The organism is Janthinobacterium sp. GW821-FHT03C08, from assembly GCF_059420905.1.
The window spans coordinates 75268-87601 of sequence record NZ_JBWKUP010000004.1; the positions used below are offsets into that span (position 1 = coordinate 75268).

The following is a 12334-nucleotide window of genomic DNA, read 5'->3' on the forward strand; positions in this document are numbered from 1 at the left end:
AACGGTATGAAACAAAATAAGCAAGAGGGCAAGGCAAAAACGGGCCGGCCACGCACCTTCGATGCGGACGAGGCGCTCGATTGCGCCATGAAGGTGTTCTGGGAAAAGGGCTATGAAGGCAGTTCGCTGCCGGAACTGACGAAAGCCATGGGCATGAACCGGCCCAGCCTGTATGCCGTCTTCGGCAACAAGGAACAGCTGTTCCACAAGGCGCTCGAGCGCTACAGCGACACGCGCATGCGGTTTTTCGACGCGGCGCTGGAGCAGCCGACGGCGCGCCTGGTGATCGAAGCCTTGCTGACGCAATATGTCGATGCGCAAACCATGCCGGACGGCCCGCACGGCTGCATGGGCGTGAATGCGGCGCTGGCGTGCAGCGACGATGCCTTGCCGATCCGCGATGAATTGTTTGCGCGCCGCCTGCGCGGTGAAATCAAGCTGCGCGACCGCTTGCGGCGCGCCAGGGACGAGGGCGACCTGCCTGCCGATTCCTGTCCCGAGCAGCAGGCGCGCTTCGTCGTCACCCTGTCGCAGGGCATGGCCATCCAGGCCGCCGCCGGCGTCTCGCGCGAACAGCTGCACCAGATGGTGGCATTGTTGTTGCGTAACTGGCCCCTGTAGCGCGCCGTCCCGCCCGGGTCAGCCGATGGTCCTGGCCAGGTCGCTGGGGGCCTTGCGCCGCCAGGCGGCCGTCAGGGCGGCGGCCAGCATGTCCAGTTCGGCATCGGCCAGGCGCACCGTGATGCCGGCCAAGCGCTCGCCCCACCACAGTTTTTCGCAGCCGGCCGGCGTGATGACGGTGGCGATATGCGCCGCTTCCGCGTCGAGCAGCACGTTGATGTGCTCGTCGTCGGGCAGGGTGGCAAAGATCTTCCCGCCCACGCGGAAGGCCGGACGGTCGTGGTGTTCTTCCTCGGTGGTGTCGGGAAACGACAGTGCCAGATAGCGCAGTTCTTCCAGGTCGACCATTTCCTCTTTCCCCCTCATGGACAGATAGTAGCGTGTATGCATTTTGCCATGCTGTTTCACCGCGTGGTGCAGCGGCGTGCGAAAAGAAATGCGCGCAATGCGACAGTGGCCAGGCCGTTTGTGGTGCTCGCGCGACACGCCGCCTCCTGGGAATGCCGCGGCACGGGGTGCAGCACAGGGGCGCGCTGGGGGGATTTTTCGTGCCGGCTCTTGATTGCTAGAAAAATATCTTTCATGGCAAAAAGAAAAATACTTTTCTTATGGGTAAATTAAGATAGAATAGCTTCATCGTCTTGCCTGACCCGTCAACTGTCTGGCTTTGTCCCGGGAACCCGACCCCTTTCCAGGACGCCTGGCTGCCGCCATGGCACCAGGTCCGCGCCGTACTGCGGAAGCTCACGCCACCGACCGCTCATCTTTGCAATCTTAGCGCGCTACGCCGACACGCCTCAATGCAGCGTGTATTCAGCCCAAGCGCCTGCCTGCTGCGCCCACTGAATACTTACTTATTGGATACCATCATGAAAAACTTGCCTAAAATTGCCCTGTCCCTGATCGCCGTCGGCGTGTTTGCGCAGGCGAACGCCAGCACCATCACCCTGTCCACGGGCTTTTCCGATGCCAGCGCACAAGCGTCGGCCGCCGCCTACGCCTCCGTGGTGAACGCCGCCGTGGCCGCGCCGGGCGCCGGCTACGGTTCGACGACGATTGCCAGCTATGACAACGTCAACAACAGCAGCCTGTTCGGCAGCAACACGAACATCGCCTTCAAGTCCGTCATCAACTTCGGCGTCAGCGCCACGGACGCGGGCGCCTGGAGCTTCCGCAGCGGCGTCGATTTCGGCAAGGGCGGCGCCCTGTTCCTCGACGGCGTGGCGCTGGACGTGAAGAGCAACGACATGTGGTGGGCAGGTAACTACAACAATGCCAGCCAGTTCCTCAGCGGTTCGGGCTCCCTGGCGGCCGGCAACCATACCCTGACCATCTACGGCCTGGAAGGCTGCTGCGATGGCGGCCAGCAAGTGCAGTTCAAGGCGGGCAACAGCAATTTCGCCAGCTTTGCCGCCAATGACGGCCTGGTCTCGGCCGTGCCGGAACCGACCACCTACGCCATGCTGCTGATCGGCCTGGGCTTGCTGGGCTTTACGGCACGCCGCAAGCAGGAAGCCAAGTTCTAAGTCGTCGCCGCCGCCGCGCCCCTGGCGGCGCAGGACGTAAAAAAGCCCGCCGGTCCGCAAGGACCCGGCGGGCTTTTTGCATGGCGGGCACGATGCCTATTCCTCGCCTTCGCCTTCGCTGTCGTCGTCTGCGCCGCCCTTGGCCGACTTGCCCCGTTCCGTATCGACGCCTTGCTGCAGGCTGGCCGCCTCCTGGAAGAACGTGGCCGTCGCATGGTTCGGACTCAGGCGCAGTGCCGGCGGGTAGAGCACGGACATGTAGGGCTCGTCGGCCAGGCGGCCGCTGATCTGCAGGTTGCTCAGCAAGATCAGGCTCGAGCCGATGATGGCCAGCACCACGGCCACGAGGGCGAAGCGGCGCGGATGCTGCGGCTTGATCGTGCACAAATGGAAGTAGATCATGGCGCAGACAATGACGATGAACATATGCCGTCCGTAGCGCGTCAGCACCTCCAGCGACAGCGCGTAGGCCGTCATGCTGCTGCCCAGTTCCCACGCTTCCATGGCCAGCAAGCCGCAGCCGATGATGAACAGGTGGCGGCCGAAACGCGCCGTCTGGCCGAACAGGCGGTTCGCCACGGCCCAGATCGACGCCCACACGAGGCCGCCGGCCAGCGCGTAAGCGATGATCATCAGGTAGGCAATCGGATCGAAGGCATCCGCGTCGCCCAGCCAGTTGCTGAAGGCGGCCGAGGCGCCGATCATGGCCAGGCCCGCCACGGCGGGGCGCAAGCCCTCCCAGTCGTGCATGGTGGTGTCGCTCAGTTCGGGCGCCACCGGATGGTCGCTGGAGCGCACGCGCAGGCGCGTATGGCCCAGGCGCACGACGCTGTCGCCGCGCAATGCCACTTGCAGCTGCCGCTGGCCGCGGTGGATCACGCCGTTGTGGCTGCCCAGGTCGCGCAGCAGCAGGCCGCCGGCGCCATCGTCCTCGATGACGGCATGCGCGGCGGCCGTGTGCGCGTCGTCGAGGATGAAGTCATTGTCATAGCCGCGGCCGATGCGGATCGGCAAGGCGTCGATGCGCTGGCGCTGCTGCACGTCGCCATTCTCGGCAAGGATTTCGAGGTAGTAGGGAGGCTTCATGGCTTGCGTGGGCTTTCCCGCGACAGCGCTTCGAGGAAGACGCGGGTGACGCGCATGCCGTTGGCGTAGGACACGCCGCGCGCGTCGACGCGGCTTTGCAGGTTCATCAGTGGCTCATCGGTGCTGGCGGCCAGCAGGGCAAAATCGTACAGGCCGGTAAACTTGCGGTAGGCGCGCACGCACATGACGGCGCGCAGGGGCAGGGTCTTGTTCTTGACGAACTGCTCGATGCAATGGGGCCCCGTCAGGTTGGCGCTCTTGTAGCTGCCGAAGCTTTCATTCTTGAACGAGGCGCTGGCCAGCTCGGCAAAGCGCAGGGCGCCCAGTTCGCTGCTGCGCAGGAATTCGTGGCGCATCGACACCTGCCCCGTCTGCAGGGCGCCGGAAATGAAGATGGCCGATTCCATGGCGCAGCTGGTGTTGTCGATCGTGTAGGGCTTGTCGGACTTCACGTTGGAGCGGCCCCAGCAGCGCATCTGGTCCGATTCGCGCACGGGCACGCGGTACGGTCCCATGGCTTTCAGGCTCAGGGGCTGGTCCAGCAGGCGCGCCAGCATCACGTCCTGGTGCGCCAGCAGCTGCGCCGTCACCAGCGGCTTGAAATCCTTCGGCGGCTTGCCCTGTTGCGCCACCTTGGCCAGCAGCTGCTGGGCGTAGCGGGCCGGCACGAGGAAGCTGACCAGTTCGCCATCGAGGCGCTTCGAGACATTGATGCCGGCGACGTCGCCATTCGCCGTGACGCTGGGGCCGCCGCTCATGCCGGAATTGATCGGTCCCGTAAACATCAGCTGGTCATAGAAGCTGCGCGTGACGACGCCGTTGTATGAGCCTTCCGAGATGGCGAAGCCCAGGTCCAGCGGATTGCCCATGGAATACAGGTATTGGCCCTGCGTCAGCGGCGCCAGTTGTTCCGGCATCTTGAAAAAGCCCGTGCCGTGGCGGTTCACGCGCAGCACGGCCAGGTCGTGCAGCACGTCGACGGCCAGCAGTTCCACATTGCCCCGCTGGCCGCCCGTATCGACCCACTCGCCCACGTAGGTATCGGGGTCGAGCGCGAATTGCGACACGACGTGATAGTTGCTCACCACCAGGTCGCCCGTGCCGATCAAAAAGCCCGAGCCGACGGAGGACTGCGTGCGGCCGTTTTTCAGCAGTACGCGCACTTGCAGGATGTCGGCGCGCGCGGCCGTGTACAGCTTTTGCGCGGCGGAGGACGGCGGGGGCAGGGCGGCGTGTTCGGTGGCGGCGGGCGCGGCGGTGGCCGGCGGCGGCTTGGCGGGGGCCGTGGCCGCGGCGGGAGAAGGCGCCGGGGCCGCGTGGGCGCCTGCGGCGGCGCACAGGCCGGCCAGCAGGAAGGCAAAGTCAGATAATTTCATGCATCCTTTATGCGTGAGCAGGAGCGAAACGGGGAAGCGCTGCCGCGCCGGCCCGGCAAGCCGGTGCAGCAAGCTGGCGCAGCTAGCTGGCGCAGCAAGCTGGTGCCGCAATTACAGGGCGCCGTCTTCCAGCGCCGGCGCCGTCACGGGCGTCATCATATGGCCGAGCTTGCTTTGCTTGGTATTCAGGTAATGCTGGTTGAAGGCATTGCGGTTGACGAGCAGGGGCACCCGTTCGGCCACCGTGACGCCCAGCGCTTCCATGGCCGCGATCTTGCGCGGATTGTTCGTCATCAGGCGCAGGCTGCCGATGCCGAATTGCGCAAACATGGGCTTGCACAAGGTGTAGTTGCGGGCGTCGGCCTTGAAGCCCAGCTGTTCATTCGCCTGCACCGTGTCGGCGCCCGCTTCCTGCAGGCGGTAGGCGCGGATCTTGTTGATCAGGCCGATGCCGCGTCCTTCCTGGCGCAAATACAGCAGGATGCCGCGGCCTTCCTCGGCGATGCGCTTCAGCGCGCCTTCGAGCTGGGCGCCGCAGTCGCAGCGCTGCGAAAACAGCACGTCGCCCGTCAGGCATTCGGAATGCACGCGCGCCAGTACCGGTTCGCCGTTGCCGACATCGCCCAGCACCATGGCCAGGTGTTCCTTGCCCGTGGCGTGCTCGACAAAGGCGTGCAGGGTAAACTGGGCCCACGGCGTCGGCAGTGCGCAGGAAGTCGTGTAATCCAATTCGCCTGTCGCCAGGAGGTCTGCGCCGCTTTGCATGGTTGTGCTCATATAGGTAATTGTCAAAAATAAAGGCGCGCCTGACCACTCCGGTGCCGGCGCGCCCTGTCATCATACCAAAAAGCAGGGGAAGCGATTTCCCCTGGCTGAGTTTTGAAGGCTGGAATGCCTGGTGTCCTTCCTCTAATTGCGGGCGGATCAGGCTTTTGCAAGGCGGCTGGCCTTGCCGAAGCCCCGTTCCACCAGCAAGAGCATGCCGCCGAAGATGGACAGGTTCTTCAGGAAATTCGTCAACTGGTCCTGGAAGTGGGCCGCATCGGCGCTCCAGAAGGCGTGGAAAATCAACGTCGTCGGGATCAGGAACAGCGCCAGCGCCAGGGCGGCCCAGCGTGCCTGCCAGCCCGTGATCAGCAGCAGGCCGCCGCCCACTTCCAGGGCGATCACGCCGACGAGCAGGATGTTTGCCAGCGGCAAGCCCTGGCTGGCCATGTAGCCGGCCACGCCCGCAAAGCCGCCGATTTTCAGCAAGCCCGAGACAAAGAACAGCACGCCAAGGGCGGCACGGCCGAGGGGGAGCAGGATATCGGTAGTGTTTTTCATGGTTTCTCTTTGTTGATATATATGCATTATTTCGGCAAATCGAAGACCAGCACTTCTGCGTCTTCCGCCTGCGTCAGGGTCACGGCCGCTTCCTGCGTCAGCTTCAGCGCATCGCCCGCTTTCAGGGGCGTGCCATTGACGACCAGGCTGCCGCGGATCAGGTGCACATAGGCGATGCGGCCTTCGTCGAGCGCATGTTCGGCTTGCTCGCCTTCCTGCAGGATGCTGGCGTAGATGGCCGCATCCTGGTGGATCAGCACGGAACCCTGGCGGCCGTCGCCCGAGGCGATCAGGCGCAGCTTGCCCCGTTTGCTTTCCTGTGTGAAATGCTTCTCTTCATAGCTGGGCGGGATGCCCGTCACGTTCGGCTGGATCCAGATCTGCAGGAAGTGCAAGCCATCCGTGGCGGAATGGTTGAACTCGCTATGGCGCACGCCGTTGCCGGCGCTCATGCGCTGCACGTCGCCGTAGTGCAGCACGGAGCCGGTGCCCATGCTGTCCTTGTGCTCCAGCGCGCCGTCGAGCACATACGAAATGATTTCCATGTCGCGGTGGCCATGCGTGCCGAAGCCCTGGCCCGGGGTGACCCGGTCTTCATTGATCACCAGCAGGGGGCCAAAACCCATGTGCTTCGGATCGTGGTAGCTGCCGAAGGAAAAACTGTGGTGGGAATTGAGCCAGCCGTGGTTGGCGGCGCCGCGTTCTTCGCTGTGACGAATCTGTAACATGGTGGACTCCGTTTCTGTAAGTGAATGTGCGATAATTTCGAAGGACCGCTGCCTGGCAGTTGCCGTGGCGCCGTATCTGCCCTTCGCTGTACGATGGAGAAAGTATAGGCGTCCCGGGCGGGAAAGAAAAACGGAAAATCTTGCTACCTATGATCGAAAAAATCGAATGTTAAGACTGAGCCTGGAAGCCCTGCAAATCGTCGACGCCATCGACCGCCGCGGATCGTTCTCGTCGGCCGGCAAGGAGTTGCACAAAGTGCCGTCCACCATTTCCTACACGGTGGCCAAGCTGGAGGACGACCTGGGCGTGCAGGTGTTCCAGCGCAACGGCCCGAAGGTCGTGCTGACGGCGGCGGGACAGGAATTGCTGAAGGAAGGGCGCTACCTGCTGAAGGCGGCGCAGGACCTCGAGCACCGCGTGCGCCGCGTGGCCTCGGGCTGGGAGACGGAACTGGCGATCGGCCTCGATTCCATGTTTTCCGCCGTGGCCCTGGCCGAGGACGTGCGCGCCTTCTACGACGTGGCGCAGCAGACGCGCCTGCGCCTGGCGCAGGATGCCCTGTCCGGCACGTGGGAAGCGCTGCTGGACCGGCGCGTCGACCTGCTGGTGGGCGCGCCCGGCGACGGCCCGGCCGGCGGCGGCTATATCGCGCAGCCCATCGGCATGCTCGACTTCGTGTTTGCCGTGGCGCCCGCGCATCCGCTGGCGCAGCTGCCAGGGCCCTTGTCGCGCGGCGATTTGCAGCGGCACCGCGCCGTGGTGGTGGCCGATTCGGCGCGCCAGATGGCGCCGCGCACGGTGGGCCTGCTGCTGGGGCAGGATGCGCTGACGGTGCCGAACATGCAGGTCAAGTTCGATTACCAGGTGCTGGGACTGGGCTTCGGCTTCCTGCCGGGGCCGTGCGCGCGCGCCGCCATCGAACGGGGCTTGCTGGTGGAAAAGGCCGTCGAAGAGCCGAAACCGTCGGAAACGTTTTACCTGGCGTGGCGCGTGGGCGAGGACGGCGCCGCCCTGCGCTGGTGGCTGGCGCGCATGCGCGACGCGCAGCTGTTTGCCCGCCTGGCGCAGCATCTGCCGGGGCGCGCCTGACACGGCACCCGGCCATTCGGCCTGGGTCTTAAAATGTTGACATACGCCAACATTTTTAAGTTACCATATTCATAGTATTTCCACCGTATTCCTGGCCGACTTCCATGCCCCGTAGTGGGATTTTGATGATTACACAGACCGCAGCGCCCCTGATTCCTTCCCCTGGCTTGCCTTCCGCGCGGGGTTGCCGTGCTTGAGGCGAAAGTCGCGCTGTGCCTGCGCCTGTCCCAGGACGCCCGTGAACAGGCGGGGCCGCAGCAGGCCGCCACCCTGGCGCGGCTGCAGGAGGAACTGGAGCGGCTGCGCGGCGCCAGCCGGCCCGTGGTGCGCGTGGCGCCCGCCGATGCCTTGCTGGAAATCGATCCCGATGGCTTCCTCATCGGCTGGAACCATGGCGCCGAACAGATGTTCGGCTATTCCGAACTGGAAGCGCTGGGCCAGCACATCCTGTTCCTGTACCCGGAAGACGACGCGGAAGCGAGCGTGCTGGAGCTGCATGCGGCGCCGGGCGACGTGGCCATGGACGTGCGCCGGCGCAAGAAGTCGGGCATGGTGACGTGGCTGCGCATGCACCGCCACGTGATCCACGACCAGGCCGGCAAGGCGTGCGGCATGGCCGTGCGCCTGTCGGCCTTGAGCGAGCCGCTGTCCGACGTGGACAAGGTCAAGTTGCATGCGCGCATCATCGAAGACAGCGAACAGGCCGTGCTGATCACGGATGCGGAAGAGCGCATCGTCTCCATCAACAGCTCGTTTAGCCGCATCACCGGCTATTCCCCGGCCGAAGCCATCGGCCGCACGCCGGACTTGCTGCGCTCGGGCGTGCACGATCCCGACTTCCGCGCCAAGGTGCGCGCCGCCATGCGCGGCCACGGTTCCTGGCGCGGCGAAATCATCGGCAAGCGCAAGAACGGCGAACTGTTCCCGCAAGACGTCACCATCAGCGTCGTGCGCGACGAGTACGGCGAAATCAGCCATGTGTTTTCCCTGTTTTCCGATATCTCGGTGCACAAGGATGCGGAAGCGCGCATGCAGCGCATGGCCAACTACGACAGCCTGACGGGCTTGCCCAACCGCTGCCTGCTGAACCAGCTGGTGGACCAGGGCCTGGCCGAAGCGAAACGCCAGGGCACGCATGGCGCGCTGATGGTCATCGACATCAGCCGCATCGGCTCCATCAGCGATACCCTGGGCCATGAAGTGGGCGACCAGCTGGTGATCGCCATCGGCCAGCTGTTCCGCGGTGCCCTGCGCGACGCGGACATCCTGGCGCGCGTCGACAACAGCAAGTTCGTCGTGGCGCTGCTGCACATTGAAAAGCGCGAGCATGCGGCCAACGTGGCGCAAAAGCTGCTCAACCTGCTCGAGGCGCCCATCAATATCGATGCGCACGCGCTGCACGTGGGCGCCAGCATCGGCATCACCGTGTATCCGGAAGACGGGCTGGAAGCGCCGGCCCTGTTCCGCTTTGCCGACGTGGCCGTGGCCAAGGCGGGGCAGACCATCGAATCGACCTTCCTGTTCTATCGCGAAGACATGAACCGGCGCGCCAAGGAGCATCTGCGCCTGGAAAGCGAAATGCGCCTGGCGCTGGGCGACAAGGAGCTGGAGTTGCATTACCAGCCGAAGGTGAGCCTGGCCAGCGGACGCATCGTGGGCGCGGAAGCCTTGCTGCGCTGGAAGCATCCCATGCGCGGCATGGTTTCGCCCGGCGTCTTCATCCCCGTTGCCGAGGAAACCAGTTTGATCCTGGAACTGGGCACCTGGGTGCTGGACGAGGCGTGCCGCCAGATCCGCAGCTGGGAAGACCGGGGCCTGCACATGCCGGCCATCGCCGTCAACCTGTCGGCGCGCCAGTTCGACGAGCAGTTGCCGGCGCGCATAGCGGCCGTGCTGGAACGCTACGGCGTGCGGCCCGAGCAGATCATGCTGGAAATCACGGAAAGCCTCTTGATGCGGGGCGCCGACAAGGTCATCGATATCATGAACCAGCTGGTGGCCATGGGCCTGGCGCTGGCGCTGGACGACTTCGGCACGGGCTATTCCAGTCTCGCCTACCTGAAGAAATTCCCCATCAGCACCCTGAAAATCGACCGTTCCTTCGTCATCGGCTTGCCCTTCGAGGAAAACGATTGCGCCATCGCCCGCGCCATCGTCACCATGGCGCAGCAGCTGCGCCAGGAAATCGTCGCCGAAGGGGTGGAAACGGCCGAGCAGATGCGTTTCTTGCGTGAACTGGGCTGCGACCAGCTGCAAGGCTATCTGTTCAGCCCGGCCGTGCCGGCCGCCGAATTCGAGCTGATGCTGGGCGAGGGCAAGCGCCTGCGCCTGGGCGAGGCCGTCGTCTAAGGCTGGTCCAGCCTGACCTTTTCCAGCAGATAATCGAGCATCACGCGCACGCGGGCCGGCACCTGCAAGCCCGGTCCCACGAAGACGGCGTGCACGACTTCCTTGTCGCCCGGGTTGTAATCCTGCAACACGGGGACCAGATCGCCGCGCTCGATATCGCGCAGCACGTGCTGGCGCGAAAAACGTCCCAGTCCCATGCCGGCCAGCACCAGCTGGCGCATGCTTTCGCCATCGCTGACGCAGGTATTGCCCTGCGGCGCCACCTGCACGGTGCCGCCAGCGCCATCGAGGAAGGGCCAGGTTTCGTTCTGGCAGCGGAAATTGAAGGCCAATAAATTGTGTTCGGATAATTCCTGCGGCGTGCGCGGCAGGCCGTGGCGCGCCGCGTAGGCGGGCGAGGCCACCACCAGCATCGCGTCCTCGCCCAGTTTGCGCGCCACCAGGTTCGATTCCTTCAGCTTGCCCGTGCGGATGGCGATGTCGGTGCGGTCTTCCAGCAGGTCGACGACGGCGTCGCTGACGACGACGTCGAGCACGATGTCGGGATAGCGCCGGGCGAACTCGGGCAGGATGGGCAGCAAATGGCGCACGCCGAACGGCACGAAGCAGTTGATGCGCAGGCGCCCGCGCGGCGCCGCGCCCTGCGCCGCCTCGCGCTCGGCCCCATCGATGTCGTCGAGGATGCGCTTGCACTGGATGAAGAAGGCGTCGCCCTCGGGGGTCGTGTGCAGTTGGCGCGTGCTGCGCTGCAGCAAGCGCGCACCCAGGCGCGCTTCCAGGCGATTGATCAGTTTGCTGACGGCCGATGGCGTCAGGGCCAGGCGGCGCGCGGCAGCGGAAAAGGCCCCCGTTTCCACCACGGCCACAAACACGGCCATTTCGAAGGCGCGGTTGATGTCTTGCCTGGCCATTATTGAATCCATTTCACAGGTGTTTCCATTATTGGAGTCTATATCAAAAGCAGTTGGCTCGCTACACTGGCCGGCTTGAACCCTCGTTGGAGCCATCATGACTACCGCACACCGTGTTTCCCCTCCAGCCAGCAAGATGCCGCCCGGCGTGCTGGCGCTGGCCGTCGGCGCCTTCGCCATCGGCGTGACCGAATTCATCGTCGTCGGCATCCTGCCCACCATCGCCAAGGATTTGCGCATTTCCATCGAATCGGCCGGCTCGCTGGTGAGCCTGTACGCGCTGGCGCTGGCCATCGGCACGCCGCTGCTGGTGCTGCTGATGTCGCGCCTGCCGCGCAAGGCGGCGCTGCTGGGGCTGATGAGCGTTTTCCTGGCCGGCAATCTGCTGGCGGCCTTCTCGCACACCTTTGAACTCCTGTTGTTTGGCCGGGTCATCACGGCCGTGGCGCACGGCACCTTCTTTGCCATTGGCGCGACGGTGGCGGCCAGCCTGGTCACGAAGGCGCAGGCGGGCAGGGCGATTTCCGTGATGTTTGCGGGACTGACCCTGGCCATGGTGATCGGCGTGCCGCTCGGCAGTTTCCTCGGCAACCTGATGGGCTGGCGCCTGCCGTTTTTTGCCGTCGTCGTCCTGGCCGCGCTGGGCCTGGCCGCGATGGCGCGCTGGTTGCCGCCAGGTTTATCGCAAGGCCAGGGCGGCAAGGCCATGACGCAGCTGGCGGCCCTGGGCAGCGGCCCCATCCTGACGATGATGGCCGTCACCACCTTCGGCTTCGGCAGCAGCTTTGCCGCCTTCACCTTCATCACGCCCATCCTGACGGATGTGACGGGCTTTTCCGCCACCATGGCCAGCGCCCTGCTGATCGTGTTCGGCATCGCCACCTTTGCCGGCAACCTGGCGGGTGGCTACCTGACCAGCCACCTGGGCTGGCAAAAAGCCCTGCGATCGATGCTGCTGTTGCTGGCCGTGACGCAAGTGGGCGTGGCGCTGGCCGTCACGTCGCAGTGGCTGATGACGGTGATGCTGTTCGTCTGGGGCGTGTTCGCCTTCGGCCTGTCGCCGGCCCTGCAGGCCGGCATGCTGGCCACGGCCGAGCGCTACACGCCGCAAGCCGTCGATTTCGCCTCCGGCTTGAATATTTCCGCGTTCAACCTCGGCATTTCCTTCGGCTCCATGCTCGGTGCGCTGATGGTGTCGCGCCAGCTGATGGCGTCGTCGCCGTGGGCCGGCGTGGCCGCAGCGCTGCTGGCCCTGCTGCCGCTGGCCTGGCTGGCGCGCCGCAAGCTGGCCTCCCACGTGGCGGGGGCGGCCGCGCATTGA

Annotated in this window: 12 protein-coding genes; 5 read left to right on the top strand and 7 right to left on the bottom strand. The window is 64.9% G+C overall.

Going from position 1 to position 12334, the window contains the following annotated elements:
* Positions 1–6: 6 nt before the first annotated feature.
* Entirely contained in the window at positions 7–621 is a 615-nt protein-coding gene (locus AC07VL_RS06650) for a TetR/AcrR family transcriptional regulator (RefSeq protein ID WP_494805133.1), read from the top strand.
* 18 nt (positions 622–639) lie between these two features.
* Here AC07VL_RS06650 and AC07VL_RS06655 read toward each other — a convergent pair whose 3' ends face one another.
* Positions 640–1011 (bottom strand): MmcQ/YjbR family DNA-binding protein, encoded by a 372-nt coding sequence (locus tag AC07VL_RS06655; RefSeq protein WP_494805134.1) that lies wholly within the window; start codon positions 1009–1011, stop codon positions 640–642.
* Positions 1012–1490: 479 nt separating this feature from the next.
* Between AC07VL_RS06655 and AC07VL_RS06660 the strand changes: the two genes are divergently transcribed.
* The gene (locus AC07VL_RS06660) at positions 1491–2147 is read left to right on the top strand and encodes a CCXG family PEP-CTERM protein (RefSeq protein WP_494805135.1); all 657 of its coding nucleotides are present in this window, start codon (positions 1491–1493) and stop codon (positions 2145–2147) included.
* Positions 2148–2243: 96 nt separating this feature from the next.
* On the opposite strand, the gene AC07VL_RS06665 is transcribed toward AC07VL_RS06660, so the two are convergent.
* The 5 genes from AC07VL_RS06665 to AC07VL_RS06685 all read right to left on the bottom strand — a co-directional run bounded on the left by AC07VL_RS06665 (position 2244) and on the right by AC07VL_RS06685 (position 6663).
* Positions 2244–3233 carry an FHA domain-containing protein gene (locus AC07VL_RS06665; RefSeq protein WP_494805136.1) on the bottom strand — a complete coding sequence of 330 codons (990 nt, stop codon included), beginning with the start codon at positions 3231–3233 and terminating at the stop codon, positions 2244–2246.
* A complete protein-coding gene (locus AC07VL_RS06670; RefSeq protein ID WP_494805137.1) occupies positions 3230–4609 on the bottom strand; it encodes a S1 family peptidase in 1380 nt (459 codons plus the stop codon). Before AC07VL_RS06670 ends, AC07VL_RS06665 begins: the two co-directional genes overlap by 4 nt.
* Before the next feature lie 111 nt (positions 4610–4720).
* Positions 4721–5374 carry a GTP cyclohydrolase II gene (gene ribA, locus AC07VL_RS06675; RefSeq protein WP_494805138.1) on the bottom strand — a complete coding sequence of 218 codons (654 nt, stop codon included), beginning with the start codon at positions 5372–5374 and terminating at the stop codon, positions 4721–4723.
* 159 nt (positions 5375–5533) lie between these two features.
* Positions 5534–5935, bottom strand: a complete 402-nt coding sequence (locus AC07VL_RS06680) for a DoxX family protein (RefSeq protein WP_494805139.1) — start codon at positions 5933–5935, stop codon at positions 5534–5536.
* Positions 5936–5961: 26 nt separating this feature from the next.
* Positions 5962–6663: a pirin family protein gene (locus tag AC07VL_RS06685; protein ID WP_494805140.1), complete on the bottom strand. Its 702-nt coding sequence runs from the start codon at positions 6661–6663 to the stop codon at positions 5962–5964.
* A 166-nt stretch (positions 6664–6829) separates the two neighbouring features.
* On the opposite strand from AC07VL_RS06685, the gene AC07VL_RS06690 reads away from it, so the two are divergent.
* On the top strand, positions 6830–7753 hold the full coding sequence (locus AC07VL_RS06690; protein ID WP_494805141.1) for a LysR substrate-binding domain-containing protein: 924 nt from the start codon (positions 6830–6832) through the stop codon (positions 7751–7753).
* Positions 7754–7942: 189 nt separating this feature from the next.
* A complete protein-coding gene (locus tag AC07VL_RS06695) occupies positions 7943–10102 on the top strand; it encodes a putative bifunctional diguanylate cyclase/phosphodiesterase (RefSeq protein WP_494805142.1) in 2160 nt (719 codons plus the stop codon).
* Here AC07VL_RS06695 and AC07VL_RS06700 read toward each other — a convergent pair.
* Positions 10099–11025: a LysR family transcriptional regulator gene (locus AC07VL_RS06700; protein ID WP_494805143.1), complete on the bottom strand. Its 927-nt coding sequence runs from the start codon at positions 11023–11025 to the stop codon at positions 10099–10101. The genes AC07VL_RS06695 and AC07VL_RS06700 overlap by 4 nt on opposite strands.
* An 85-nt stretch (positions 11026–11110) precedes the next feature.
* Here AC07VL_RS06700 and AC07VL_RS06705 point away from each other — a divergent pair, with 85 nt between their 5' ends.
* Positions 11111–12334, top strand: coding sequence for an MFS transporter (locus AC07VL_RS06705; protein WP_494805144.1), 1224 nt, complete (start codon positions 11111–11113; stop codon positions 12332–12334).